The following is a 25,981-nucleotide window of genomic DNA, read 5'->3' on the forward strand; positions in this document are numbered from 1 at the left end:
GCTCCTGACATGGCCGACGAAGCGCACCGAGTCCCCGTCATCGACCTCTCGAAGGCGCCCGGTGCCGGTGAGGCGTGGGATCGTCCCGCACCGGTCATCGCGTTGTGGATGCTGGCCGAGGCGCTCCTCGTGACCAACCCGCTGCAGGTCTCGTCGAGCGTCCGAGTCCAGGTGCTCCGCGCCTTCGGCGCGCGGATCGGCCGGGGCACCATCGTCCGGCCGCGCGTGCGGGTGAAATTCCCGTGGAAGCTCGAGATCGGCGACCGGTCCTGGATCGGCGAGGGGGTCTGGTTCCACAACCAGGACCGCATCGTCGTGGGCGCGGACGTCGTCATCAGTCAGGAGACCTTCCTCACGACGGGCAGTCACCGGGTCCGCCGCGACATGGGGCTGGTCACCCGGCCGATCCGCATCGAGGACGGGGCGTGGTTGACCTCTCGATGCATGGTTCTGGGCGGCAGCCGCATCGGCCGGTCCGCAGTGGCCCGTCCCATGACCGTGGTGCAGGGCGAGGTGGGCGCGAACGACGTCGTCTCGGGGCCGGACTGCACCGTCGTCGGCGTGCGCTTCACCGCGAGCCCGGAAGGACGAGGGAGGGCCTGAGTCGGTCACAAGCCCTCCCTCGTCAGCTGGTCATCGCACGACCTGCACCGGCTCCACGACGATCTCCCGAGCCGCAACCGCATCGATCGAGGCGGAGACGGACGCGGGGACCGGCAGCCGCTCGGCCGCCACGGGCAGGGCTGCGAGAACCCGCTCGAAGGAGCGCGCTGCGCCGTCGAGCGTGAGCGAGGAGCGGTAGTAGCGCCCCCCGGAGGCACCGAGCTCGCTCATCAGGTCCAGGTCGCGGACCAGGGCTCGGACGGCCGCGAGCAGCGAGCTCGGCACGCCGGCGTCGACCTGCACGCCGGCCATCGACCGCCGGATCTCGCCGGCCGTCGCGCTCTGGGCGTTCGTGGCCGCGACGATCGGCCGACCGCTCGTGAAGTAGCTGGTGAGCTTGCTCGGGAGGGCCATCCCCCGCAGTCCGGGGTGCTCGTTCACGAGCAGCACGTCGGCCGCCTGGAGCATCCTGTGGTACCGGTCGCTCGGAGCCGGCGGGAGCACCTCCAGGCGGGAGACCCCCTCGGCGAGCTGCTCGATGTGCTTGCGGTCCATCCCGTCGCCCATCAGCACGAAACGGACCGGTGCGGTCGCAGCGTCCGCCAGCCGAGCCGCCTCCACGACGTTGCCGAGGTCCTGCTTGGTCCCCATCGCGCCGGTGTGGAGGACGACGGTCTCGTCCTCACCCCAGCCGAGCGCGGCCCGGTAGCCCGCTCGGTCCGCGAGCGGCGTCGAGTCGATGTGCGTCCAGTTGCGAACGACGGAGATCCGATCCGGGTGGACGCCGAGCGACTGCGTGACCTGAGCCATGCCGTCGGAGATCACGACGACCTGATCCGCCCGCCGCAGCAGCCAGCTCTCGATGCGGCTCACGGACCTCGCGAGGCGCCCGTCGCCGCTCGTCTCCCGGATGCCGAGCCCGTAGAGGTCCTGCACCCACACCACGAACGGCGTGCGGGTCAGGAGGAGCCGCGGTGCGACGACGAGGCAGGCGAAGAGCGCCGGAGAGACCAGGACCACCGCGTCCGGGCGGCCCCATCGCGCCGTGAGCGCCCGCAGACCGAAGCTCAGCTCCGAGATCAGTCGCGACGCGGACGAGCCGCCGCGGGGCAGCCGGTGACGAAGGCGCCGCACGCGGACGCCGCGGACGACGAGTGAGGTCGACCGGGGCGGAGCGGCTTCGAATCGCCACTCCGGGTAGTGCGGGAACGCGGTCAGAACACGCACGTCCTCGCCGTCGGCGATGAGGCGCTCGGCCATCCCGGCCGTGTAGGGCGCGATCCCGGTGCGTTCGGGGGCGTAGTTGACGCCGATGATGAGGGTGACGATGACGTGCTCCTGGGGAGGGGATGCGACGCCGCGAGCCCGGAGGCTTCGGAGATCGGGTAGAGGGGGATGGGAGAACGCTGGGTGACGTTCGGTCCGGATTCTAGGACCGCCGACGCTTCACCCGGAAGGACCTTCTGCCCGAGCTGCCCCGGATTGGGGGCAGGCCCCACGAAGGCCTTGCCGTCCCTCCTTCGTCCGACCGCGGAAGCCGGGTCCAGCGAAGCGCGGCTCCGAGCAGGTCGAGCATCGCGATCAGCGCTCGCGACCCGCACCGGCCTCGTGATCGAAGGCGCTCATGACGGCCGATCCGCTCTCCGTCCCCGGAGGAGGGCTCCCCCGGCTGATCGAGCATCTGTCAACATGCACGGACCATGGAGACGCGCCCCCGCCGAGTCGCAGTCGTCGGAGCCGGCGCGTCGGGCATCGTGACCGCGCGCGCGATGCGCGACGCCGGTCATCACGTCGTGGTGCTCGAGGCGCTGCCCGAGCTCGGAGGCGTCTGGTCGAGCGCTCGGGACTACCCCGGGCTCGCGACCCAGAACGACAAGCCCTCCTACTCCTTCTCCGATCTCGAGATGCCGGCCGAGTGGCCGGACCAGCCGACGTCAGCGCACATGCGCGAGTACCTCCGGCGGTACGCCGTTCAGCACGACCTTCTGCAGCTCATCCGGTTCGAGACCGTGGTGGTCCACGCGGACCCGGAGGCGGACGGCAGCTGGAGGGTGCGGACCGAGCATCACGGCGAGACGGGCTCAGAGCGCTTCGACGTCGTCGTCGTGACCTCAGGAGCACTGTCCGACCCGGTCGAGCCGGACTGGCCCGGCCGTGACGAGTTCGAGCGTGCGGGCGGCCGGGTCGCGCTACCCGGCGACCTCCGAGTCGAACCGCACCGGGGCGGTCGCACGGTCGTGGTGGGTTGGGGCAAGACCGCCTGCGACCTCGCCGTCGCACTGCAGCCGATGAGCGCGTCGCTCACCGTCGTCGCTCGGAGCCTGCGTTGGAAGACCCCGCAGCGGATCGGCCGGATGCGCATCCACGAGCTGCTGATGCTCACGCGCAGCGGCGAATGGCTGCTCTACGGCCGCCAGCGTCTGCGGTCGCGGATCGTGCACAAGGCGCTCCGCATCGCACCGCACCTGCTCCGTGACGGGATGAGCCTCGTCATCGACCGGCATCTGGGCCTCTCCCGCATGGGGCTGCGCCCGTCAGGCGGGTTGACGAACGCGTCGAGCCAGGTCACGCCCGGACTGTACGAGGCGATCCGCGAGGGCCGCATCGTCGTCCGACGCGACCAGCAGGTCGTCCGACTCGCCGCCGACCCGGGACCGGTCGCCGTCCTCGACGACGGCGTCGAGCTGCCTGCAGACGACATCGTGCTCGGCACCGGGTACCGCATCCGCTTCCCGTTCCTTCCCGACGACGTGGTGTCCCGCCTGGTCGACGAGTCCGGTGGCCTCGCCTTCATCGCTTCGCCCTGCCCGTCGGTGTCCGAGGCCTCTACTTCGTCGGCTGGACCGGGAACATCTCGGGCCTCCTCACGGCCGAGATCGTCGCTCTCTGGGTCGCCGCCCACTCGCGAGGTCGGATCGGGTCCGGTTCTGGGCCCTCGCCGCGCGGCAACGGCAACCGCGACGGCCGACCCGAGATCCTCTCGATCCCGGGTAGCGACCTCCCGGACCTGGACCTCCTGCTGCAGGACCTCGGTCACCCGCTGCCCCGTCGGCTGCGTGTCGAGCAGTGGTTCCGGACGCTCCGCGCCGACCACTACGCTTCGGCGCTCGCCGCAGTACGCCGCGACCTGCGGCTCGGACCCGTGGACTCAGCAACCGACGACGGAGGGCGACGAGGCGACGACAGCTCGGGCTGAACATCGTCGGGCGCGATCGGGCCGGTCACCGCTCAGGTCGTCGTCACCTTCGCCGCGGTCCTCGACTCGGAGTCGTACCACCCTCCGCGGTCGGCGGCTCGAACACCGACCCCGTCGCCTGCGGCAGCGGACCACGGGCTCGCGCGGGAGCTCACTGCACACGGCCGCCCGGCCGCCTCCATGTGCTGCGCCGGCGCAGGACCGCGAGGCGGCGGGGCACGAGCGAGCTCCTCAAGGTCCAAAACGGCTGCTGCTCGGCACCGAAGGACGCTTTGAACCGGCCGACGCCCGCATCGACGTGGCCGTAGAAGTCGAAGGAAAGGACACCGTCGTGGAGTGCTCGCCGGATCACCGCGTCATAGGCCGCAGTGCTCGCCCCCGTCCGCAGCGACTCCGGCAGGGTGCCGCCGACCCATCCGTAGGCCCTGTCGCCATGACGTACGCCGACGAGGAGTCCCACGGGCTGCTCGTGCTCCAGGACGGTCTCGACGATGAGTCGCCCGTCGGAGCCCATGCGCTCGTCGAGGTACTCCGCGATCGCGGTCACGGAGCGAGGAGCCTCCGCATCGTGGCGTTCGAACGACCGTTGCATCACCTGTGGCAGGACGGCGAGCGCCTCGCCCGGCAGCGAGGGCCGCGTGGTGATGCCGGAGCGCGCGGCCCTCCGAAGCGCAGCACGGCGGTCGGAGTGCAGACCGCTCAGGTACGTCGATTCGTCGCCGTGCGAGAGGTCGAGCACGTACGTCGGCTCCACGTCCACCTCCAAGCCCGGATCCGACTCCGCGGGCGGCGGCGGCTGCTGAGGTGAGAACGCCGCCCGGAAGAGGAGATGCGCATGACGCACCTGCCACCGGCGGAGGACAGAGAGCGTTCCGCGCAGATGCTGGGAAGGAACGAGCGGTCCGAGGTAGGGGAACGGCAGAGGAGGAGTCATCGGAATCCGCCTCAGCGACAGCACGGGGACCACGCCCACCGGATGACCGTCCGCCACTGCGAGCAGGGGCCGGAACCGCCAGCCCGAACGAGCAGCGATGTCACGCAGGAACGACCAGTCATGGAAAGGCGTCGCCCGCGAGTCGGCGGCGACCAGTTCGTCCCAGACCCCGGACGCCCCGCACACCACGAGCCGCACGCCGTCCGTCGTCACCCTCGCCCCCGCCGAGCCGCCCGGCCCGAGGAGCCCTTCACGGACTGCCGGTTGGTCTGCACGCCTCACGAACCTAGAGCAGTCGTGGAGGCCGCGGAAGCCTGTCGGCGCCCCCAGAAGCGGGCCGCAGTGCCCGTGCGCACGCTCCCGCACAGGTGCTCACCCGCATCTCGAGCCTCCGCTCGTACCCACTTCTGGCGGAGTGCGCCGCAGCCGCTCTCCACTACCATCGGCCTCACCGGGAGACATCCGCGCTCGTGGTGGATCCTTGTCGACGAACACGGAGTCAGAGGTCATGCGAGCAGCCGATCGCATGACCGACGCCTCACCGCGGTCCGACTCCCCCGACTCGGGCGGCCCGTCGCTCCGCGTCTGCGCCGTGGTGACCCTGGCGAGCGCGACCAGCCGCTACGGGGGCCCGTTCGACGTCGTGCTGGACCAGCTCGAGCTGGCCGCCGCGTCCGGATACGACGTCGAGCTCACCGCCGGGCATCTCAGCGGCGACTCTCCGCCCGCTATGCGCAACGGCACCACCTCGTTCAGGCCCGTGCGCCGATGGCTCCCGACCCGCGACTTCACGACGCTCCTCTCCGTCGGGATGGTCCGCCAGCTGTGGGTGTCGATCGGCCGCGCCGACGTCGTGCACATCGCGCTCGCTCGGGAGGCGATCCCGGTGACGGCCCTCCTCATCGCACGGCTGCGTCGGAAGCGCGTCGTCGCCCAGCCGCACGGCATGCTGACCAGCCGCACCTCTGCGGCGCACGACGTGATCGATCGCATTCTGATCCCGCTGCTGACGAAGGTCGATCGCTGGGCCGCGCTCACCGAGGAGGAGCGGCGCGCTCTCCGCTCGCGTTTCGGTTCCAGCGTGCGGGACGTCACGGTGCTCGGGAACCCGGTCGCGGTCGATCGCGGAGACATCCGATCACTTCTGGACGCCGCGCCTCTCCCCCGCCGTGAGGCCGTCTTCATCGCCCGACTTCATCCACGGAAGCGGGTGCTCGACTTCGCGCGTGCGGCGCAGGTCTCGGCGGCCCGTTCGTGGCAGGACCGCTACCTCGCCTTCGGCCCCGATCAGGGCGATCTCGCGGCTTTCGCCGCCGTCGAGCAGCATGTGGAGTCGCTCTCCTACGGCGGCGTCCTGCCGGCCGACGGCGTCGTCGCCGCTCTGCTCGCCGCGGGGGTGTTCGTCCTCACCTCGTTCGAGGAGCCGTGGGGCAACGTCCTCGCGACCGCCGTGACGCTGGGCGTCCCGGTCGTGATCACCAGGAGCACGGCGCTGGCCCCGCAGCTCGTCGGCCGTCCCGGGGTGCACGTGGTGGATGACGGCGATGCCGACGCGATCGCCGCTGCCGTCCACGCGGCACTCGACGATGGCCGGGTCGACCCGCCCGGGCTGTTCGACCGTGACGCCTTCGCATCCCGTCTCACTCACCTCTACACGCTCCCGGTCGGCCCCGGCCCGGCGCTCGCTGCCGACTCCTCGCGGAGCGCGACGTGACCGCCGCCACTCGAGGCGAACGCAGCGTCACGGTGCTCGCCTCGCATCACGCGAGCGGCCCGAGCATGCGTCGTTACGGGGAGCTCCTCGCGGAGGCCTACCGGTCCGCGGGCTGGCGGGTCCGGGTCCTGAAGCCGCGGACCTGGGTCTCCGATCGCATCGGCGAGGACTCCGTCATGAGGAAGGGCGTCGTCTACCTCGAGAAGCTGATCCTGTTCCCGCTGACCCTGCCGGTGCTGACCCGGCACGACGCGCTCGTGCACGTCTCCGACCACAGCGATGCCCCGTGGCTTCGATTCGTGTCGCGCCGAGCGGAACGTCTCATCACCTGCCACGACCTCATCGCCATCCACGCCGCCGAAGGCAGGCTCGACGCGCACCGCCCCCGCTGGACCGGGAGGCTCTACCAGCGACTCATCAGCGACTCCCTCCGGGGCGCATCCGCGATCGCAGCCGTCAGTGAAGCGACCCTGAAGGACGTGAGGACCGCCTACCCGGCGACGCCGAGCCGGCTGCTGCACAACCCGCTGTCCCCCGCCGTCTCCTCCGCCACGGTCGGCCTCGTCGACGAAGGCGCGACACCGTATCTCCTCGTCGTCTCGTCCTCCAGCTGGCGGAAGCGGCGTCCGCTCGCAGTCGAGGCCTGGCAGCGACTCCGCGCAGCGGTGGAGCCCGAGCTCCGGCTCGTCGTCGTCGGCGATCCCTTCACCCCGGAGGAACGAGCGGTGATCGGTGGATCGCCGGAGGAGATGCCGGACGTCATCGTTCGGTCTGGGCTGACGGACGACGAGCTCGCCCACCTGTACGCCGGAGCGAGCGCGCTGCTGCAGCTCTCGGGCCAGGAGGGGTTCGGCTGGCCGATCGTCGAGGCCAACCACTGGGGAACCGCTGCGATCTGCTCGGAGCTCCCGGTCTTCCGCGAGGTAGGTCCGCACAACGTCTTCGTCCCCGACGACATGGCGGTCGTCGACTGGAACGCGACCTGGTCCGCGATCCGCGATCCGGATCGTGCGACGGCGGTCCAGGAGGACGCTCGGCGCTTCAGCCCCGATGCCTTCGCCGAGCAGCTGAACACCATCGCCCTCGACCTGGTCGACACCGAGCACGGTGCTCGACGGACATCGAGGCACTCGTGAGCGACGGAGCGCTCCAGACCGCCCATGGACGGACGGTCGGGCCGATCGTCGTGGGGTACGCGGCGCTCTGGATCATCGAGGGGGCGTTCCGGAAGTGGGTACCGGGGAGCAGCCTGCTGTTCTACGTCGCCCGCGACGGGTTCGCTGTGCTCTCCATCGTCTGGATGGCAGCAGGGCGGCGCACCGCGATCCGTGCGCTGCCCTGGTGGTCCGCTGCGGTCCTGCTGGTCGCAGGCGGCTGGCTCGCGCTCCAGTCGATCCAGCCGTCCGCGCCGCCGCCGCTCGTGCTGCTCTTCGGACTGCGGAGCTACCTCGCTCCCCTCCTCCTGCTCGCGATCTGCTGGCTGCACGGGACTCGCCGCGAGCTCGACCGCATCGCGCTGGTCCTCATCGCCGCGGCGCCCCTTCAGCTCGTCCTCACCGTCCTGCAGGTGCTCGCCTCTCCCAGCGCCTTCATCAACAGGCAGGTGGGCGGAGCTCCCAACATCTTCGTCAACAGCGGCGGCGTCGTGCGCGCGACCGGCACCTTCAGCGCGCCGTCAGGGCTGACGATCTATCTCCTGGTCGCACTCGCGGTCGCCCTCTCGTGGACGCTGACCCCCGGACGCCGGGCTGCCGGGTGGACCGCGGTCACCTGTGCACTTGCGACGACAGCGTTGTCGGGCGCCCGCGGCGCAGTGCTGAACGCAGCGCTGCTCCTCGCGGTCTACCTGCTGCAGCAGACCCTGAGCGGCCTCCCGGGTTCCGTCCGCCGCGTCGCAGGCCTCGCCGCCCTCCTCATGATCGCGCTCGCGGTGATCCAGATCGCTCTGCCGGAGGTGCTCACCTCCTTCGTCACACGCTTCGACCAGGCGAGCGAGAGCGAGGACAGCTCGAGCCGCCTCTTCGATCAGGTCACGCTCTACCTCGGCGAGCTGCCGACGATGCTCGGGGACGGGATGGGGGCGAGGTCCAACGCCGGCATCGCGTTGGGCTCGACAGCCGGCTGGATCGAGAACGACAGCCTCCGCTGGGTAGCGGAGCTCGGGGCGGTCGGCTACCTGCTGTCGCTGCTTCGTACCGCTGCTGCGGCGCTGCTGACGGTGCTGACCTTCGCCCGGCTGCGAAGCGCCCCGTCGGAGAGCACGCTGTTCCGCGCGGCACTCGCCACCCTGCTCCTGCTGTCGTCCGTGAACGGCACGCCGACGAACGAGGGCGCCTTCGCCGTGCTCCTGTCCCTGCTCGTCCTCTCGGTGACCGACCGCGACAGTCCGGCACCGAGGATCACGGTGCGGAGCACGGAGGGGGCGCTGCGGTGAACGAGCCGAGATCCGGTGGTGTCCTGCTCATGCACCCGACGCTGAACACGAACGTCCGGCAGGCCGCACTCGCACTCGCGGAAGGCGGGCTCCTCGAGGCGATGCACACCTCGTTCGCAGCCGGGCCCCGACTCAGCCGCATCGCCGCCCTGTCCGAACCCGTCGCCCGAGTCCTCGAGAAGCGTCGCGTACCCGATGCGGTGGCTCCCCTCACCCGTGTCCACCCGCTGCCGGAGCTGCGGCGACTCGCCGCCCGGCGCTCCTCACTCGCCGCGAAGCTGATCGGGCCGCCGGACCTGCACCGCATGTACGCGACGTTCGACCGGATCACCGCGCGTCAGATCTCGAGCCGGACGCGTGCGGTCCTCGGCTACGAGGACGGCGCGCTCGCCACCTTCATCGGTGCCGAGCAGCTCGGCCTGGCTCGGATCTACGACCTCCCCATCCCCTTCTGGCGCATGAAGCACGCGCTGCTCGAGGAAGAGGCCGAGACCAACCCGGAGTGGGCGCCGCTGCTCGGCGGGCTCGACGATCCTGCATGGGCGCTCGACAGGAAGTCGGCGGAGCTCGAGGCCGCGGACCTGGTCCTCACTGCGTCGTCCCTCTCGACAGCGAGCGTGCGTGAGGCCGCACCGGGCACCCGGGTCGTGCAGATCCCCTACGGCTGCCCCGAGCCGGCCGCGAGCATCCGACCATCGGCCCGTGGGCCGCTCCGCGCCTTGTACGTGGGTTCACTGACGCAGCGGAAGGGACTCTCGTACATCTTCGAGGCCGCGGAGGCGCTCGGCGCTCGGGTCGATCTGACCCTCGTCGGAGGCGGAGCGCCTTCCGGCGCGGACGTGCTGCACCGGGCGCTCGCGCGGCATCGACACATCCCGGCGGTCGCTCACCACGAGATGGCCGCCTTCATGCGAACCTTCGACGTCCTGCTCCTCCCTTCGATCGTGGAGGGCTTCGGGCTCGTGATCCTCGAGGCGCTGGCGCAGGGTCTGCCCGTCGTCGCGACGGATCGGACCGGGGCGATCGACCTGTACGACGACGAGACGCGGCACTGGATCGTCCCGGCGGCCGATTCGGCAGCCATCGCCGCGCTGCTCGAGCGGTGGGTACTGGATCGCGACCGGCTCGACGAAGCGAAGTCACAGGCGCTCGACATCGCCCGCCGCACCACCTGGGCCACCTACCGCGACGACCTGCGAACCGTGGTGGAGGGCGTGATCAGCGCCGGGACGCCGCCGCGATGAGGTCGAGGAGGCGCGCCGCGGCCGCCTCCGGAGCGAAGTGCCGCGCATACTCTGCGGCCGCTTCCGGACTCACGACGTCGGTCCTGGCGCCACGGCTCGTCACGCCTCCGAGCGCTTCGCGGAGCGCCGAACCGAATCCTGCGACTTCGTCGCCCGCGAGGTACACGCCGCGATGCGCTGCATGACGGAGGTGTCGGTCGGTGTCCGGTCCGATCGTGGTGACGACTCGTGCTCCATGCGCGAGAGCGGCGAGGAACGATCCCCTGCGGGCGCTCACCCCGTCGACGAAAGGAGCGACGCACACGTCGGCGGCACGCAGCCATGCGGATACGACTTCGGTGGTCGGCGTCGGAACGATCTCATAGCGGATGCCGCGTGCAGCCAGACGTCCGTCGACGACATCTCCGTCCTTGCCGACGTAGACAAAACGACTCCCCGGCCTCCCGCTGAGCACGCGGACGACCTCGTCCAGGAAGACTGCGCGGCGGGAGTCGACGTAGCCGAACCAGACGACGACCGCGTCGTCGCGATCCAGCGGCAGGCCGGCAGCGCCCTCGGGCGAGACGGGGATGTTCGAGAAGATGGGGACCTGCTCGGCGCTTCCGCCGACCCGTCGAACCCGCTCGAGCCACTGCTCCGCCGCCACCACGACGACGTCCGCCGAGCGCACGAGGGCGCGGAACTGCGCGCGCTGAGCGATCCACAGCGGGATCCATGCGAGCCGCTCCGGTGACGTCCACGTCTCGTGGGCGTAGAGCACCCGCACCGCGCCAGCATGTCGCGAACGCAGCATGCCGAAGGTTCGGGCGAAGTCCGGATTGATCCCCCGGTGCCCGTATGCGAACTGCTCGAACTGCAGCACGACCGCGTCGGCCTCGCCGCGGACGACCTCCTCGACGAGCGGCCCCGCAGTGACCCTGCCCGAACGGGGCCAGACCGCGACGACCTCCAAGCCGGTCGGCTGCGGCGAGTCCGACGCACGGGACAGCAGCCGCACGCGATGCCCGTCCTCGACGAGCGCGCGGGCGAGCAGGACCGTGTGATCCGCGATGCCGTCGACCACCGGCGGCAGCACGGGATAGACGAGATCGATCCTCATCGAGCCCTCCGTCTCCGCACGTTCAGGAGCGCGTCCGCAGCCGGCGGCTGTAGGCGCCGCGAGCGCGAGCGACGGAGTCCCCCCAGATCGCCGGGATGTCGTTCACCACGACCCGCGGAGCGGAGACCCCCATCTGCTCGAGCACGGCGAGTCCTCGTCGCACCTCGCGCTCGCGTGCATCGTTCGCGTCGATGACGAGGAGCACGGACTCCGCGTCCAGTGCGAGCACGCCGGCGTGCGACGTCGCGAGCAGCGGCGGCGTGTCGATGATCACGGTCCAGCCTCGCTGCTGCAGCGAGTCGAGCACCTGTCGCATCGCGTCGGACTCGACGAGGTCGACCGCAGCGGGATCATTCGCTCCCACCACCAGCACGTGGAGGCCTTCCCTCGACGTCGTCCGCAGTGCCGCGTCGAGCGTGCACTCACCGCTGAGGACCTGAACCAGCCCCGGCTCCGGCTCCATCGAGAGCTCACCGGCGTACTGCGCATGTGCGAGGTCGGTCTCGATCACGACCACGTCCCGACGGGCGACGGCGAGGGCCGATGCCAGGCCGAACGCGACGCTCGTCCTACCCTCGCGCGACGAGGCCGAGGTGACCGCGATGCTGGTCCCGACGTCGTCGCGGTTCGGGATCGCGCCGACGCCGATCAGCGCGGCACGCAAGGACCTGAACGCATCGGAGCGGGGCGGGCTGGACCGGATCAGATCACCTCTGCTCCGTCGACGATCGCGGGATACCGTGCCGACCACCGGACGCCCCGTGACGTCGACTATCTGCGACACGCTCTGGAACATCGGGTCCATCCGCTGCCTCAGGAGCACGAGGGCGAGCCCGACGATCGCGCCCACCACGCCCCCTATCAGCAGCTGCTGAGCCAGGCCGCTGTTGACGGCGACGGAAGGCCTGATGGCCGGCTGGACGACCGTGAGCACGAGTCGAGCCTGCGTCCGCGAGCTGCTGGAGGTCAGGTCCCGCGATTCCGCGATGAGACCTTCTGCGACGCCGTCCGCGATCGACGCCGCGCCGTCGGGGGTGCGCCACGACGCGGTCACGTCGAGGAACGAGGTGCCGTCCGGGACGGTCGCCGTCACGGCACTCGACAGCTGCGCTGCCTCCACTCGGAGGCCGGAGGCCGACGCCGCCCGCTCGAGCACCGGGGAGGTCTGCGCGAGCTGCGCGTAGTTGCCGATCACCTGCTGCGTGATCGAGTTCGCCTGCGCGAGGTCGTTGAGGTTCGCAGCGGACTGCACGTCGAGCAGAAGCCTTGTCGTCGCCTGGTAGGCGGGCGTCTGCCCGCGGGCCGCGATACCGGTGAGCAGCAGCCCGAGCACGACGCACGCCACGATGACGAGCCACCCGCGCACGACGGTCGAAAGGAAGAGCCTGAGATCCAAGTCCTGTTCCCTCGTCCCATGACCGGGAGGACGTGCTCGCTGTCCCGGGTTCACGACGAGGCTAGTCAGCGGGTGCGGTCTGCGAACTCCCCTGAACGAGCGACTCCCTCACCGGTGATGAACAGGGTCGATACCAGTTCCAGCAAGCGGAAGACCCCCGCGACACCCGTCCGCGCGGCGCGGTGCGACGCGGGATGCTGGCACCCTGTTGACGATGGGTCGGGTCCCCCGGCCCGGCGCACCGACACGGTCCGGGCTTCGGCCGACGCCGAGGAGGAACGATGGCAGCTCGACACCGCTACCGCCGCGGCGCTTCGCAGCGCCTCCGGCCCCACCCCCTGGCGCTGATGGCGCCCATCGCCGCCGTCGTCGCGGGGGTGCTGATCGCCGGTACCGTGGCCCAGGCGCAGGACGTCCTCAGCCTTCCGAGCACGCGATCGACCACCAGGCTCGCGCCAGACGCGGCACAGGCACCAGCCGCGCGCGACCTGCCGGTCTCGATCGCACCGTCGACCGGTTCGGCGACGCCCGCTGCTTCGGCGAACGCCTCCTCCTCCCCGGCCAGCGCCTCCAGCGGCAGCGTGCTCACGGCCTCCGGGAGGGTCGACCCCGCTGCCTACCGCCGCATGGCCGCACGTCTGGCCACCGCGGCCGGCATCACCTACCGCTTCGGTTCCCCGGCCTCGATCCGCACCGGCGCGCAGCAGTCGTCCCCGATCTGGCAGCCGCCCGCGAAGCGCTTCGCGGGGAACGGCACGAGCACCGACAGGACCTACCAGGTCGCAGGACCGCAGCGACTCGGACGGGACGACTACTCGAGCGACCAGGGTCAGGTCGGGTACGTGCCGACCAAGGGATCGCCGGCGGTCGGCGTCGACCACATCGAGACGCTCGCGATGAGCCAAAACACGTTCTCCTACGCCCCCCGACCCTCCTGGACCTACTACGGCAAGGGCCATCCCGACCCCGACCTGCTCGCAGGCAGCGACACCGTGCGGTGTCTCAACCGGATCGGAGCCGCACCGGGCCGCTTCGTCGCGCAAGCTCGCGCCTATGCGCACGGCGAAGCAACTGCGAACTCCCTCATCGCCTTCGACAACGGCGTCGTCGCAGCCGCCGGTACCAATACCGCGCGTGGCGCCGTGTGCGCGAAGCTGCCGGCAGGCCTTCGCCCGTCGGCGATCTCGGTCACGAACGGCAACGAGTTCGCGCTGGTCACCGCCTGGAACACGCGCACCCTGAAGTCGGAGCTGGTGGTCATCGCCCTGGGCGGTTCGCAGCGGAACGGCTCCTTCTGGAGCTTCGACTGGGCGGCGAGTTACCCCGGGCTCCGCAACTACGGCAGACCGACCTTCGCCAAGGTCCTCGGGACCGTGCCTCTGCCCGTGGCGGCGGCGACGAGCCTCTCCGCGGTGTCGGACAACTCCTTCCCCGTGCAGCTCTCGGGTCCAGGCGGCGGTAACGCTCAGCTCGGCGACCTCACCCTCGCCGATGAGAACAACCGCCAGTCCTTCATCCGTGGGACCAATCGCGGCAAGCTCGCTTCGGCCGGCTACGCCGTCGTGGCGTCCCGCGAGGAGAAGAAGGTCGTGTTCGTCGACCTCCAACCGCTCTTCCAGCAGATGACGCGCGCCTATCTCGGACCGCGCGCAGCATTCGATGCAGCGATCTCGACGATGGGCCAGCAGGCGCACCAGTTCCCGAAGAAGTTCTCCGCCCTCCCGGCTGGGAAGCCCCGGGTCGTCAAGACCGTCGTGCTGCGGAGAGCACCGGCCTCGGTCGCCGGGATGCTCTCGGGTGCGTCGACGCCGAGGGCCTACGTCGGGACGGTGGACGGCGTACTGCACGTCTTCGCAGTCGGAGGACTCACGTCAGCGAAGTCGGCGACCGCAGCGGGCGTCCGGGAGGTGGGCCGGATCAAGGTCGGCGCGAATCCCACCGGGATCACCTACGTGAAAGATCGCGCGACCGGCGACGCCGTCCGCCAGTCCCTCGACGACACCGTGATTGTGACCTCCCGCGGAACCAGGGCGGTGCAGTGGGTGCGCGTGAACGGCAGCAGCGGCTCGGTCGTCCGCACGCTTCGCGACACCCGCCTCCTGGACCCCGTGGCGGCCGAGGACAACAACACGCACGGCACGGAGTCCTACGTCGTGACCGTGGCCGACTACAGCGGCGCGAAGGTCGCCTCGTACCGCTACGGCCCCGTCATCTTCCGGACCGCGGGCGGGGCCCGCTTCGGCCTCGGCCCGGACGGCCACGCAGCGTTCGAGTTCGGCGGTTCCTACAGGCCCGGCGGTCGCCCCTTCTCCATCAGCATCACCAACGTGACTTGAGCCGAGGTGGGCGGGACGGCCCTGTCCCGCCCACCGCGAACGGGGACGTGCCGCGCCGTTCCGCTCCCCGCTACGATCGCCCGGTCGGACGCCCCGTCCGCTCAGTCGTGCAGCAGGCGAGGACGATCCATGGAGCCCCCCGTCTCCAGCAGCAGCGACCGCACTGAGGACCGCGGCGCCCCCGGAGCGGACCGCCCCCGTTCCCCTGTCGCGACGCTTCGCCGTCGAGCCGATCGGATCGCTCGCTCGTTCGCGTTGAGCATCTTCTCGCAGGCACTGGCTTTCGTCGCCGGCGTCCTGATCATCCGCTCCCTGGACAGGGTGGACTACGCCGCCTACTCGTTGAGCTCGACCATCCTCGGTGCCGTGGTGATCATCGCCGACGCGGGCATCAACAGCGCGATGATGGCAGCCGCCGCGCGTGCCGATCAGGCCGGACGGTTCGCTGCGCTCCTGGCCGCCGCCCTTCGATGGCGTCGCACCATCTGGGCGATCGCGATCGTGCCGACCCTCGGGCTGCTGCTCTTCCTGCTCGTGTCGTCGGGCACCTCCCTCGTCGCGGCCGTGCTCATCGCGGTGCTGACAGGGGCGCTGTCGTTCAACAGTCTCTCCATCGGGCTCCTCTCGATCGACTACCAGATCTCCGGTCGCTTCACGGCGCTGCAGGTGCTCGACATCGTGAACGCGGGCCTCCGCGTCGCCCTGATCGGGGTGGCGGCGATGATCGGTGTGGGAGGCGTGCTCATCTACCTGTCGCTGGGTCTCGTCATCGGCATCGCTCAGCGCGGTCTGATGGCTCGAGCGATCAGCTCCCGACATGCGGCGCTGCCGTTCACCCCTGAGGATCGAAGGATCTTCGGTGCTGCGATCCGCAGCACGCTCGCGGTCAGCGTCTTCCTGATCGTCGGCGATCAGCTGGTCAACGTGCTGCTCGTCCTTCGCGGAAATCCTCTTGCCATCGCCGACGTGGCGGCACTCGGCCGGTTCGCCGTGGCCTTCGGTCTCGTCAACGGCGTCATGGCGAACATCGCGGCGCCGTACATCGCGCGAGCCGGCGGTACGAGGAGGGACGTGCTCCGCGCCTCCTGCGCGGTCGTCTGCGCATACGGCCTGATCTGCGTCGCCTACGTCTTGGGCGTGGTGCTGTTCGAACCTCTGCTGCTTCAGGTCCTCGGACCTCGGTACGACCACCTGCGCAGCGAGCTGGTGGTGGTTGCCGCTGGTGCCGCGGTCTCCAACTTCGCCTCGTGGGGATTGGGTCTGGTGACGCACTCACGCGGCTGGTTGGCGCACAGCTGGCTCTACGGTCCGCTCCTCGCCCTCTGGGCGCTATGGGGCCTGCTCGTCCCAGACGTGTCCACGACGCTCGGTGCCTGCGCGCTGGCGGCCACCCTCGGCCTCCCCTTGCTGATCTCGCAGGCGATCAGGATCGTCGCAGGCGTGCGCGGCCTCGAGCCGAGAAAGGCCGAGGTGATCCCGTAGGAGCACCCCGGCCATCCCGAGCGCGAGATGCCGCTTCCCGCTCGGACCGACCTCGGGAGGAAGACCCTGACGGCGCGACGCCGCGTGACGCAGCGGCCGCCCATGAGCATCACGCATCACGACGCGACACCTGCGTCGACTATTCCCGTCTTCCCGAGCCGGGCTGCAGTTCGCGCACGATCTTCGCGGGATTGCCCACCACGACGGTCCAGGCGGGGACGTCCTTAGTCACGACTGCCCCTGCGCCGACGACCGCTCCGTCTCCGACCGTGACCCCTGGGAGCACGATCGCCGCTCGCCCGATCCAGACGCCGTTCCCGAGCACGACGGGCGCGTTGCGCACTCCCGCTCCGTGAACGACCTCGTGGCCATCCGAGTCGGAGATCGAAGCGAACGGGCCCATGAGCAGATCGTCCCCGATGGACACCTCAGTCGAGCTCTCGATGCTCGCTCCTGAGTTGATCAGCGCTCGGTCACCGATGCGGAGCGTCGCGCCCTCGTTCGCCCGCAGGGCCGCTCGAGCCTCGATGCCTCGGAACATGATGTGGTCGCCGATGACGATGGCCCCGCCGTAGGAGGTGACGCTCGGAAGCATCCCCTCGGTCCGAGGATGCCGACCGAAGCGGACACGTCGACGTCGGAGCCGTGCCGTCGTCGACAGCACGGCGGCGGCACGTCGGATCAGACTCATGACGATCAAGCGCGAGCGAGCCGCAGCGCCGCGCGGAGATCGTTCCGTGCCTGCGCGAGGCGGAGGCCGTGCCGACGCAGGGCGCCGACGATGAGGTGATGCGGCACGACGACCGCCACGAACGCCGCAGCACGAAGAGGACGGCCCTGGATGTGACGGTAGAAGTTCCAGGTGGAGTAGATGCGGGAGGCGTTCGTGTACTCGCGGTACCACTCCCCCGCCTGCTGCGGGAAGTGATCCACCACGAACGACCTGCGCAGGAGCACGGGATAGCCGAGGGCGGACGCACGACGAGAGATGTCGACCTCATCGAAGCCGTAGATGAGCTTGGGATCGAAGCGCGTTCGTTCGAAGAGGTCGGCGGGAAAGACCGTCGCGCTCATCGTGAGCATGTTGGACGTCCCGGCGTCCCATGGGACCACGGGGAAGCCGAGGAAGTTGACGCCCCCGGGCGTCTCGACGACAGTGCGCCCGTCAGGCAGGTGGTTGCGCACCAGCCCGCTCACCACGGCCCCCGGGGAATCCTCGAGTATCGCCGCGATCTCGTCGAAGTAATCCGGCGTGACCTGCGCATCGTCGTCCATGAAGGCGATGCCGGGTTGCGTGGCGACGTCGATGATCGCGTTCCTGTTGCCTGCGATGCCGCCCGCTCGAGGCCCGCGCACATATCGCACCCAGGGGAACCGCGTTCCGACCATCGCCTCCGTCGCGTCGTCCGCACTGTCGTCGCTGACCACGACCTCGGCCGGCCGGGTCGCACTGGCCGCGATGCTCTCGAGCGCATCGGCGAGGAGCTCCGGACGGTTCATCGTGCAGATGCACACGGAGACGGGCACGGTCCTCGGCACGGACGAAGCATTGCACACGGCTGGTACTCAGCCACGATCACCCGCACCCCCGATGGCGAGGACGCATGGTCCCGTTCCGGGGTCGCTCAGCGGGTGGACGCTCCCTGAGCAGGTAGCCGCTCGTCGGGGTGGTGCAACCGCAGGGCACGATCTTCCAGATCAACAGCGCCGGATCGACGCGAGGACCAGCCCGAGTCCCCTCCAACGCGAGAGTCGCGCTTCACCTCGCGCCGGACGACGTGCCGCTGCTGATGGTCTGCGAACCGCCCCTCGGCAACGCCACACGATCTTCGTCCGATGGCGCGCGCCCTCGATGACATCGTCTCGTCCTGCTGCATCGAGCCGCGCGGTCCAGCAGGGGTCTGGTCGCCGGCCGCCTTCCGAGGATCGCGCTGAGTCAGCGGCGGAGGTTCGTCGGCAGGTGCAGCGGGCGGCAGACGCTGGCGATCGCCGCGACCTGCTCGACCGCCCAATTGCGGACGACGCGGATCGGCTTGGTCACGACGGCTCCTTCGATGAGAGGACGTCGTCATCTTGTCGGCGTCACCCGTTCGGGGGGGTTCTGACACGCCGAGGCGCGCAGGAGATCTCGAAGTCCGGTTGCTCCGCAACTCGATCGGGGAAGCAGCGCCGGGGCGTCACTGAAGCCGCGCGTCAGCCGATCAAAGCTCGGTGAGGACGCGAAGGGCGTTCCTCGAGCGGTCCGTCAGGGACGCGGCGGACGGCAGACGAGCAGGACGCCCTCGCCCGATGCGGCCACCGCACCCGCTCCCTCAGGGATGAGCAGAGTGCTGCCTCGGCCCGCCCGGACGCTGCCGATCGCGAGGTCGCCGTCCTCCACGAGTACGACCGCGTATCCGATCGTGAGCCGGACCTCGCCGTCCACCGGCACCCGCTCCACTGAGAAGAACGGATCCGCAGCGGTTGGCAGCACCGAGCCGGAAGCGCTGCCGCGCGTCACGAGCGCCTCCAGCGCGGACTCGTCGAGAGGGTCGACGGTGACGGCCTGCAGGGCGGTGTCGAAGCCGAGGCCGAGGTGGCCCGCCTCCGTGCCGTCGATGTCGAAGCCGCTCCACTCGAGCAGGATCGAGAGGTCCTCGGGCTCCTGCACCTCGAGCACCAGGACGCCCTCGCCGATCGCGTGCAGCTGCCCCGCGGGCACCAGTACAGCATCGCCCGCCTCCACCTGCAGCGGATGCAGCAGCTCGAGCAGCTCCGCCGTCCGCTGGCCGTCGACGAGCTCGCGCAGCTCCGCCTCGCCGACCGCACGCTGCAGGCCGAGGTGGACGGTGCCGCCGCGGAGCACGACCCACGCCTCCGTCTTGCCGTGCCCATGACCCAGGTGCTGCTCCGCGAACGCCCCGTCCGGGTGCGCGTGCACAGGCAGCCGCTGGCCCGCATCGAGCAGCTTCGTCAGCAGCTTGGTGTCGCTGCCGAAAGCGGCGACGTGCTGCTGCCCCAGCCAGCCGACCGGGTCCGCCTCCACGGCGGTGCGCAGGGTCCTACCGTCGGCCAGCACCGTCTCGCCCACCCCGGCCTGCCCGAAGACGTGCACGGTACTGGCGATCCAGTCCTCCGGCTCGTGCTTCCCCGCGGGCGCGTCGCCCCGCAGATCGGTGATCCGCCGGCCGCCCCGGTAGAAGCGGCCCGCGGGGCGGTTGGACGGCAGGACGATCGGCCGGTCCGGCATGGGGCTCCTTCAGCAGGTCTCGCGACCCGACTGCAGCCGCACCCGCAACGACTACACCTCGCCCCTGCAGCCTCGCTCAGCGGGTCGAGCCACCCGCGTGCGCGGTGAGCCGGAATCGCTCTGGCGCGCTGCCGCCCGTCGCGACGTCGGCGATGAGGTCGCCGAGCACGGGTGCGAACTTCGCCCCGTGGCCCGAGCAGGGCGAGGCGATCACCACCGGCCCGATGCGGTCGATCACGAAGTCCTCGTTCCCGGTCGAGGTGTAGAGGCAGGTCGTCTCGGCGTACGGCGTCGCGTCGACCGCCGGAAGGAAGCGACGCACGAAGTCGACGATCCGGTCGCGCGAGGCCGGATCGACGACGCCGTCCCGGGTCGAGGCCGAGGTGCGGACGCCGCCGTCGTGCTCCGCGATCTTGAATCCGGTACCGCCCGCGTCGCGGCCGCCGGGCAACGAGTAGACCATGTGCTCGCCCCGGTGCACGAAGACCGGCCAGTCCGCGGGGCGCGCCGGCGGTGCGGGGAACGGGAAGTGGAACACCTGCTGCTGCGTCACCGTGAGCGGCGGGAGGCGTTCGGCGACCTCGACCGGCAGTGCGGCCGCGAGCTCCGGCAGCCACGCTCCGGCCGCGACGACGACGGTGGAGGCCGCGATCGCGCGCCCGTGCTCGAGGTGCACGAGCGCGCCGTCGCCGCGCTGCTCGACCGCGACGACGCGGTCGCCGAGCAGGACCTCCGCGCCGTGCCGCCGCGCCTCCGACACCATGGCGTCGACCGCGACCGCCGCATCGATCACGCCGGCGTCAGGCTGGTGGAGGACGGGACCATCGAACGCGAGCTGCGGCCACTGCTCGCGGGCGGCGTGGGAGTCGAGCAGGGCGGACTCCAGACCGTGGGCGGCAAGGGCCGCCGCGATGCCCTCCAACCCGCCGCGCGGCCCTGCGTCGAGTCCACCCGTGGTGGCGAGGATCGAGCGGGCGCTCTCCGCCTCCAGCTGCCGCCAGCCGCGCAGCGCGCGCACGGTCAGCCCGACGAAGAACGGGTCGTCGTACGCGTGACGGAAGATGCGAGCGCTGCCGTGCGAGCTGCCACCCGCGTGCGCCGGCGTCGCGGCCTCGACGAGGACGACCGCGCGGTCGCGCGCAGCGAGGCGCCACGCGGCCGCACCACCGGCGAGTCCGGCGCCAAACACGACGACCGGGCGCTCTCCGGGCGTCAGCGCAGCGCCTTCTCGACGGCGTCCCGCATCTTCGACGCGATCGCCTTCTCGTCCGACGCGGACAGGTCACCAGGGGACGCGGACCGCTTCGACGCCGGCAGCCAGTCCTTGTCGACCGGGTCGATCCACGTCGCCTGCACGAGGGCGGCCGCGCCGCGGAGCGTGTCGCGGATCGTGGCGAGATCGGTCGTGTCGACGCCCGAGGAGATGGCCGGACCGACCACGAGGATCTTCGCGTCCGGCGCCTGCTGCATCGCCGCGGCGTAGGCGTTGGTCGCCGCTTTCGCGAGGGAGAGCGGAGCGATGTTCGAGTCGGCCGCTCCCCCGAAGAACACGACGACCTTCGCGTTCGAGGGCACGTCGCCGGCGGCCTGCACGAAGGTGCCGCCCGACCTGCTCTTCGCGGCATAGCCCATGCCTCCGGCGGCATCGGCGTCCACCGTGCCGCCGAGGGACGACTCGAGCAGCGCGGTCCACCGCTGCGTCGCGGTGACCCCGGAACCCGCGGAGCTCGTCGAGCCGTCACCGATCACCGCGACGACCGGGCCGGTCGCCACGGGCTCGGGCGTCGCCAGCGGCGGCGGCGTGTAGTCCGCGGCCTCCCGCGCGGCGATCGCGGCGTCGTTCCGGGTCTTGACGACGACGGCGGTGATGAGGCCCGCGCAGACCAGCGCGAGAACGACGAGCACGACGATCCCGGTCGCCTCGCGCCCGAGGCGCGCACGGACGGGCGGATGCGGCCCGCTCGGCGTGCCGGAGGCCGAAGGCGTCGCGCGCGGAGGTCGAGGTGCGGCTGCCGCAGGAGCCTCGGCAGCCGCGACCGGCCGCTGCTCCGGGGCATCGGCATCGCCGTCGCGATCCGGCTCCTGCGCGAGGGCCAGATCGGCGACCGTCTCGAGTGCACGCTCGGCGCGCTCCGCGACCGATTTGGTCTCGAGCTCGGGCTGCTCCGCGCGCTCGGACTCGGCAGCCGACTCGGTCTCGAAGATCACGGCGTGCTCGACGGGTCGCTCCTCCGCCTCCTGATCGCCGATCGGCTCGGGCGATCCGGCGTCCGTCGGCTCCGCTGCATCGCGAACGTCCTGCCCCTCGTGCGGCTGGAGGCCGACGAGCGGCTCGGCGCTCGGCCGCGGACCATCATCGGCCGCAGGAGCAGGAGCAGGAGCAGGAGCTCCGGCTTCTGGCGTGACGTCCTGCATGACCGGACGGTCGCCGATTTCGTTCGTACCCTCGGGCGCCAGCTCAAAGCCTCCCTCCTGAGGACGCGCGCCCTCGGCGTCATCCCCCACGACGCTCTCGAGGTCGTTCTCCGCCGCTTCAGCGTCGGATCGGTCGGACTGCACCTGCTCCTGCGGTTCGTCGGTGCTGCCCACGGATGCGGGCGCGATCTCCGAGCCCCTCTTCGTCGACGACGCCTCCTCGGCCTCCGGCGGGATTCCCGGCACCGCTGGCTCGGCGGGAAGGTCCGTCACCGTCGCGACGTCGTCCAACGCCTCGTCGCCCGCCGCCGGGTCGGCAGGTGGGAGCCCAGCGTCCCGGCGGTCCTGCTCGGGTGCCGCGTCAGACTCAGCACCGGATTCGGGCCCGCGCTCCGACTCCAGCACCGCGGTGCGGTCCTCCGGCGCCGGCGGATCCTCCGTCAGGTGGGTCTCCGTGACTTCGCCGTGCCCGGACGCCATGGCGTCGTCGACCAGCTGGTCCCTGTGCGCGACCGGCGAAGCGTCGAACTCGTCGAACGCCGGCTCCTCCACCAACCGGTCCGGCCCGTCTGCCGGAAGCGACGCCATGGATCGGGACGACTCCTCCTCGAGGTCGTCCATCACGATCGGTGGCAGCGCCTCGAAGTCATCGAAAGCCGGGTCGTCGACCGCCGGCTCGAGGTCGTCCAAGCCCTCACCGTCGGCCGCGGAGCCATCGAGCGCTGGAGGCTCTCCCGCCGAGGGGGCAGCGCCGGGTGCTTCGGCGCCCGCTACCTCACCGGGCGCGACCGGCTCGTCGCCGACCGCGTGCTCGTCGGGGAGGACGGACGCGGGCGCCTCGCCCGCCTCCTGCGTACCGGCGTGCTCGGCGAGCGCCGACGGGCCGGCCGCGGGAACCGTCGACCCGGAGGCGAGCATCTGCTGCACGGGGGTCGGGTCGACGTACTGGTCCGAGTCGCCAGCGAACGCACGATGGCGGCTCGGGGCGCTGCGGACGAGCGCGTCCTTCACCCCGCGACCGAGGCCGCGAATCGCGATCGGCCCGGTCAGCAGCAGGTTCGGGGACTGCTCGTCGTCGACGGACTTGTCGTGCTTCCCGGTCACGGCCGCATCGCTCCGATTCGTCGCACGGGTCAGACGCCTCGCCTTCCGCGGCGCGGGCCGCCGCGTCCCCTTGCACCGCCGCAGCGCCCCGTCACGCCCGTCGGCTGAGGCCAGGGTAGCCAGACGGCCCCACCTCCGCGCGAGTCGGACCGGATCTCGTCCGGTCGCTCCGCGCAGCAGCGCTCCCGCTCGCGGTTAGCCTCGACGCGTGAGGACCGCCGCGGGGGTGGAGGCGTCCGGCGGTGCCGTCGGTCCGGCCGATTGTCCGCACGCCATCGCACCCGGCGTCGAGGTCACCCTCCGGCTCCCCTGGCATCTCCGGCGCACCCGAGCGATCGTCCGTCGCCGCGTGGGCCGCGGCTGGGAGGTCGAAGTCCGCACCGTGCTCGGGACGCCGCTGCACCTCGTACTGCCGGCCCGGGCCCTCCGCCGGGTCTGACCGCTACTCGGCCGGCGGGTCCTCGCGCAACGGCGCGAGACCGAAGAACCGCGCGACGCCGATGACGACGGCAGTGCCGATGAGCAGGATCAGCGGCAGCCACGCGATCGAGCTGACGAAGACGCCGCCGGGGATCGCGAGCGCGAACACGAAGAACGCGAGCGAGGTGATGACGAGGGCGGCTGCCAGCGGCCGCGTCTGCCGCACCGTCAGCTCACGTCGAGAGAAGTCCTTGAACTTGTCGCGGAACGCGAGCCACACGAAGGCGGCGTTCGCGACCAGCGCGATGACGAAGAGCACCCACGCCGCCGCGACCTTCTGGCCGCCGGTGTCCGGGGTCTGCACCAGGTTCACGCAGGCGATGCCCGCGAGGTAGATCGTGAGCGCCTCGCTCGGCACGTAGGAGACGAGGCTCGCGAGGCCTGCGCGCTCCCCCGCCCCGATGACCGCACCCGGTTCGACCTGCGGGATGAGCGGGCCGTCGGAACGCGACACGACGACGTCGCCGCTCGGCGCAGGAGCGGCGGTTCGCACCGGGACACCGAGTGACTTCCCGGTCGTGATGGCCGCGATCCGCCCGGCGGAGCGCGCGCTCATCGGATGCCGTCGAGTGCAGTCGTGGGCATGATGTCGGTCCCCGATCGATCGGTCGGCCGCCCCGTGGGTGGTGGAGGTGGGCGCCTGGTCAGGTCCTCTGCCTGTCGGTGAGCACTGCCCGCTGCTGCCTGCCATTACATCGGGAGAGCGTTGCGCGCGCACTGGGAATCCGCTGGCGGCGGGCGCGTGCTGCGCCGATCGCGGCCAGCCACGGTCCGTCCGCTCCTCGCTTCGACGCCGCGGATGCGCGCGCGGTCAACCGGTCGCCGGATCAGTCGTGCTCGTCCAGGAGGTCGTCGTCCCGGTACACGGCGTCGAGGTCGGCCGACGCGCGCTGCCTCGCTCGACGATCGTCGACGGCCGTGGACCGGGCACTGGGGCGCTCGGAGCGGTGGAGGTGCAGGGTGAGCGCCATGGGCGGGCTCGCTTTCATCCGATGACGCCTCGCGTGGGTACGCGCGCGCCGCTGCTCACGGCGGTGTGAGTAGGTGGATGGTCGCCCCGGACGGTGCGATCCGCAAGCCCCGTGCCCCCTCAAGCCAGGGCGACCAGCCCGCACTCCGTGCAGGCCCAGTAGGGATCACCGGCCGGTGACTCCTCCGCCTCCATGCGCATCAGGCAGTCGGGGCAGTTCGGGGTGTCGAGATCGCGGTCGTCGGCGAGGACGTGCGCCGCGGGCAGCGGCGAACCGCTCCGCCCCTCGTCCTCGCCGTCGCGCATGCCCCATGGTCCCGCATGCCGCCGACTCCCGGCAGCACCCGTTCAGGTCCGCTGCAGGCGTGCCAGCACGGAAAGCCTCCCCCGATCAGGGATCTGTGCGCCGAGCGACGGCGCGGGCACCATCACGGGATGGTCCTCCGGCGCCTGCGGCAGCTGGCTGCGGCCGCAGCCCTGCTCGGGCTCGCGGCGGCCGTGACCGCGCCCGCGGCGGTGCCCGCCGAGCTGGCTGCCCCGGCCTCGGCCGCGAGGACCGCGCCCGCGGGCGCTCCCGACGCGCGGTTCGAGATGGTGTCGACCACCGACCCGGCGAAGCCGATGCGCTGGCTCGCCTGCCGGCCGATCGAGTACCGCATCAACACGAAGGACATGCCGGCCGGGATGGTGGCGACCGTGCAGCACGCGATGGCGGTGCTCGCGCGGCAGACCGGCGCCCGCTTCCGCTACGCGGGGCGCACCTCGCACACGTTCACCTCCACCTCCCACGCCGCGACGCCGACCGTGTACATCGCCTTCACGAAGCGGGCGCAGGTGGCGGGCCAGACGTTCGGCGGCGCCGGGGGCGAGATCGGCGTCGGCGGCCCGGCCGCCGCCTGGTACCGCACGGGTGGGACGACGGTCGAGGCGATCACCTACGGGCGGGTGCTGCTGTCGTCGCGCTTCACGGGCCCGCGCACCGGCGGCGGCGTCAGCTGGCAGGCGCTGATCCTGCACGAGGTGGGGCACGCGCTGAACCTCGCCCACCGCGGCGGCGCGACCTCGATCATGCATCCGACGCTCACCGCGGCGACGCCCGCCCGGTACACGGCGGCGGAGGTGCGCGCGCTGCGCCGCGTGCTGCAGACGACCCGCTGCGACTACGCGGCGTGGTCCCACCTCTGACCCGTCCCACCGGGCCGCTCCGGAGCGGTCGCGTCGTGACACCCGCCGCTATCGAACCGTGATCGGGTGCCGCCCAGGAGAACCTGGGCATCGTCCCGTCGGGAGACCGCAGCACCTGCCACGCTTCGGCGACTCCCCTGCTTGACGTGTCCCCTTTCCC

General features: G+C 71.3%; 22 protein-coding genes and 1 pseudogene. 11 read left to right on the plus strand and 12 right to left on the minus strand.

Annotated elements, in window-relative coordinates; genetic code table 11:
- The first annotated feature begins 9 nt into the window (after nucleotides 1-9).
- On the plus strand, nucleotides 10-603 hold the full coding sequence (locus ABEA53_RS14105; protein ID WP_345481907.1) for an LbetaH domain-containing protein: 594 nt from the start codon (nucleotides 10-12) through the stop codon (nucleotides 601-603).
- 30 nt (nucleotides 604-633) lie between these two features.
- Here ABEA53_RS14105 and ABEA53_RS14110 read toward each other — a convergent pair whose 3' ends face one another.
- Entirely contained in the window at nucleotides 634-2,031 is a 1,398-nt protein-coding gene (locus ABEA53_RS14110) for a glycosyltransferase family 4 protein (protein WP_345482097.1), read from the minus strand.
- A 272-nt stretch (nucleotides 2,032-2,303) separates the two neighbouring features.
- Between ABEA53_RS14110 and ABEA53_RS16950 the strand changes: the two are divergent.
- Nucleotides 2,304-3,350 (plus strand): annotated as a pseudogene (locus tag ABEA53_RS16950) (flavin-containing monooxygenase); the annotation flags it as partial.
- 600 nt (nucleotides 3,351-3,950) lie between these two features.
- Here the strand turns inward: ABEA53_RS16950 and ABEA53_RS14115 are convergent.
- Nucleotides 3,951-4,946, minus strand: coding sequence for a GNAT family N-acetyltransferase (locus ABEA53_RS14115; protein WP_345481908.1), 996 nt, complete (start codon nucleotides 4,944-4,946; stop codon nucleotides 3,951-3,953).
- Between the two features lie 313 nt (nucleotides 4,947-5,259).
- On the opposite strand from ABEA53_RS14115, the gene ABEA53_RS14120 reads away from it, so the two are divergent.
- From ABEA53_RS14120 to ABEA53_RS14135, 4 genes are read left to right on the plus strand one after another with little or no spacing between them, the layout of a single operon-like run.
- On the plus strand, nucleotides 5,260-6,447 hold the full coding sequence (locus ABEA53_RS14120) for a glycosyltransferase (protein WP_345481909.1): 1,188 nt from the start codon (nucleotides 5,260-5,262) through the stop codon (nucleotides 6,445-6,447).
- Nucleotides 6,444-7,583, plus strand: coding sequence for a glycosyltransferase (locus ABEA53_RS14125; protein WP_345481910.1), 1,140 nt, complete (start codon nucleotides 6,444-6,446; stop codon nucleotides 7,581-7,583). The genes ABEA53_RS14120 and ABEA53_RS14125 overlap by 4 nt, the downstream gene beginning before the upstream one ends.
- The gene (locus ABEA53_RS14130) at nucleotides 7,580-8,881 is read left to right on the plus strand and encodes a hypothetical protein (protein ID WP_345481911.1); all 1,302 of its coding nucleotides are present in this window, start codon (nucleotides 7,580-7,582) and stop codon (nucleotides 8,879-8,881) included. Before ABEA53_RS14125 ends, ABEA53_RS14130 begins: the two co-directional genes overlap by 4 nt.
- Complete coding sequence (locus ABEA53_RS14135) at nucleotides 8,878-10,125, plus strand: glycosyltransferase family 4 protein (RefSeq protein ID WP_345481912.1); 1,248 nt, start codon at nucleotides 8,878-8,880, stop codon at nucleotides 10,123-10,125. The genes ABEA53_RS14130 and ABEA53_RS14135 overlap by 4 nt, the downstream gene beginning before the upstream one ends.
- Here the strand turns inward: ABEA53_RS14135 and ABEA53_RS14140 are convergent.
- Together ABEA53_RS14140 and ABEA53_RS14145 are read right to left on the minus strand one after the other, a co-directional pair.
- Entirely contained in the window at nucleotides 10,100-11,224 is a 1,125-nt protein-coding gene (locus ABEA53_RS14140; protein WP_345481913.1) for a glycosyltransferase family 4 protein, read from the minus strand. The genes ABEA53_RS14135 and ABEA53_RS14140 overlap by 26 nt on opposite strands.
- 22 nt (nucleotides 11,225-11,246) lie before the next feature.
- Nucleotides 11,247-12,620, minus strand: a complete 1,374-nt coding sequence (locus ABEA53_RS14145; protein ID WP_345481914.1) for a tyrosine-protein kinase domain-containing protein — start codon at nucleotides 12,618-12,620, stop codon at nucleotides 11,247-11,249.
- 281 nt (nucleotides 12,621-12,901) lie between these two features.
- Here ABEA53_RS14145 and ABEA53_RS14150 point away from each other — a divergent pair, with 281 nt between their 5' ends.
- Together ABEA53_RS14150 and ABEA53_RS14155 are read left to right on the plus strand one after the other, a co-directional pair.
- Nucleotides 12,902-14,956 (plus strand): hypothetical protein, encoded by a 2,055-nt coding sequence (locus ABEA53_RS14150; protein WP_345481915.1) that lies wholly within the window; start codon nucleotides 12,902-12,904, stop codon nucleotides 14,954-14,956.
- Nucleotides 14,957-14,962: 6 nt separating this feature from the next.
- Nucleotides 14,963-16,438, plus strand: a complete 1,476-nt coding sequence (locus ABEA53_RS14155; protein ID WP_345481917.1) for an MATE family efflux transporter — start codon at nucleotides 14,963-14,965, stop codon at nucleotides 16,436-16,438.
- A 139-nt stretch (nucleotides 16,439-16,577) separates the two neighbouring features.
- Here the strand turns inward: ABEA53_RS14155 and ABEA53_RS14160 are convergent, their stop codons facing one another.
- The 5 genes from ABEA53_RS14160 to ABEA53_RS14180 form a co-directional block, all read right to left on the minus strand.
- On the minus strand, nucleotides 16,578-17,129 hold the full coding sequence (locus ABEA53_RS14160; RefSeq protein WP_345481918.1) for an acyltransferase: 552 nt from the start codon (nucleotides 17,127-17,129) through the stop codon (nucleotides 16,578-16,580).
- Between the two features lie 5 nt (nucleotides 17,130-17,134).
- Nucleotides 17,135-17,977, minus strand: coding sequence for a glycosyltransferase family 2 protein (locus ABEA53_RS14165; RefSeq protein WP_345481919.1), 843 nt, complete (start codon nucleotides 17,975-17,977; stop codon nucleotides 17,135-17,137).
- Nucleotides 17,978-18,683: 706 nt separating this feature from the next.
- Nucleotides 18,684-19,667, minus strand: coding sequence for a class I mannose-6-phosphate isomerase (locus ABEA53_RS14170; RefSeq protein ID WP_345481920.1), 984 nt, complete (start codon nucleotides 19,665-19,667; stop codon nucleotides 18,684-18,686).
- 76 nt (nucleotides 19,668-19,743) lie between these two features.
- Complete coding sequence (locus ABEA53_RS14175; protein WP_345481921.1) at nucleotides 19,744-20,856, minus strand: FAD-dependent oxidoreductase; 1,113 nt, start codon at nucleotides 20,854-20,856, stop codon at nucleotides 19,744-19,746.
- Between the two features lie 23 nt (nucleotides 20,857-20,879).
- Nucleotides 20,880-21,875, minus strand: coding sequence for a hypothetical protein (locus tag ABEA53_RS14180; RefSeq protein WP_345481922.1), 996 nt, complete (start codon nucleotides 21,873-21,875; stop codon nucleotides 20,880-20,882).
- 3 nt (nucleotides 21,876-21,878) lie between these two features.
- On the opposite strand from ABEA53_RS14180, the gene ABEA53_RS14185 reads away from it, so the two are divergent.
- Complete coding sequence (locus tag ABEA53_RS14185) at nucleotides 21,879-23,294, plus strand: hypothetical protein (protein WP_345481923.1); 1,416 nt, start codon at nucleotides 21,879-21,881, stop codon at nucleotides 23,292-23,294.
- Between the two features lie 100 nt (nucleotides 23,295-23,394).
- Nucleotides 23,395-23,625: a hypothetical protein gene (locus ABEA53_RS14190; RefSeq protein WP_345481924.1), complete on the plus strand. Its 231-nt coding sequence runs from the start codon at nucleotides 23,395-23,397 to the stop codon at nucleotides 23,623-23,625.
- A 3-nt stretch (nucleotides 23,626-23,628) separates the two neighbouring features.
- On the opposite strand, the gene ABEA53_RS14195 is transcribed toward ABEA53_RS14190, so the two are convergent.
- From ABEA53_RS14195 to ABEA53_RS14205, 3 genes are all read right to left on the minus strand, one after another.
- Complete coding sequence (locus tag ABEA53_RS14195; RefSeq protein ID WP_345481925.1) at nucleotides 23,629-24,222, minus strand: hypothetical protein; 594 nt, start codon at nucleotides 24,220-24,222, stop codon at nucleotides 23,629-23,631.
- 271 nt (nucleotides 24,223-24,493) lie between these two features.
- The gene (locus tag ABEA53_RS14200; protein WP_345481926.1) at nucleotides 24,494-24,655 is read right to left on the minus strand and encodes a hypothetical protein; all 162 of its coding nucleotides are present in this window, start codon (nucleotides 24,653-24,655) and stop codon (nucleotides 24,494-24,496) included.
- A gap of 101 nt (nucleotides 24,656-24,756) precedes the next feature.
- Nucleotides 24,757-24,942, minus strand: a complete 186-nt coding sequence (locus ABEA53_RS14205; protein WP_345481927.1) for a hypothetical protein — start codon at nucleotides 24,940-24,942, stop codon at nucleotides 24,757-24,759.
- Nucleotides 24,943-25,071: 129 nt separating this feature from the next.
- Between ABEA53_RS14205 and ABEA53_RS14210 the strand changes: the two genes are divergently transcribed.
- The gene (locus tag ABEA53_RS14210) at nucleotides 25,072-25,821 is read left to right on the plus strand and encodes a matrixin family metalloprotease (RefSeq protein ID WP_345481928.1); all 750 of its coding nucleotides are present in this window, start codon (nucleotides 25,072-25,074) and stop codon (nucleotides 25,819-25,821) included.
- Nucleotides 25,822-25,981 lie beyond the last annotated feature (160 nt).

Origin of the sequence: Amnibacterium soli (assembly GCF_039544415.1) — a bacterium.
GTDB classification, from domain to species: Bacteria; Actinomycetota; Actinomycetes; order Actinomycetales; family Microbacteriaceae; genus Amnibacterium; species Amnibacterium soli.

Excerpts from the sequence above, each read along its gene's own strand:
- ABEA53_RS14105 (WP_345481907.1), top strand. The coding sequence starts at position 10 with ATGGCCGACGAAGCGCACCGAGTCCCCGTCATCGACCTCTCGAAGGCG.
- ABEA53_RS14120 (WP_345481909.1), top strand. The coding sequence starts at position 5,260 with ATGACCGACGCCTCACCGCGGTCCGACTCCCCCGACTCGGGCGGCCCG.
- ABEA53_RS14205 (WP_345481927.1), bottom strand. The coding sequence starts at position 24,942 with ATGCGCGACGGCGAGGACGAGGGGCGGAGCGGTTCGCCGCTGCCCGCG.
- ABEA53_RS14140 (WP_345481913.1), bottom strand. The coding sequence starts at position 11,224 with ATGAGGATCGATCTCGTCTATCCCGTGCTGCCGCCGGTGGTCGACGGC.
- ABEA53_RS14150 (WP_345481915.1), top strand. The coding sequence starts at position 12,902 with ATGGCAGCTCGACACCGCTACCGCCGCGGCGCTTCGCAGCGCCTCCGG.
- ABEA53_RS14200 (WP_345481926.1), bottom strand. The coding sequence starts at position 24,655 with ATGAAAGCGAGCCCGCCCATGGCGCTCACCCTGCACCTCCACCGCTCC.
- ABEA53_RS14195 (WP_345481925.1), bottom strand. The coding sequence starts at position 24,222 with ATGAGCGCGCGCTCCGCCGGGCGGATCGCGGCCATCACGACCGGGAAG.
- ABEA53_RS14170 (WP_345481920.1), bottom strand. The coding sequence starts at position 19,667 with ATGCCGGACCGGCCGATCGTCCTGCCGTCCAACCGCCCCGCGGGCCGC.
- ABEA53_RS14160 (WP_345481918.1), bottom strand. The coding sequence starts at position 17,129 with ATGAGTCTGATCCGACGTGCCGCCGCCGTGCTGTCGACGACGGCACGG.
- ABEA53_RS14210 (WP_345481928.1), top strand. The coding sequence starts at position 25,072 with ATGGTCCTCCGGCGCCTGCGGCAGCTGGCTGCGGCCGCAGCCCTGCTC.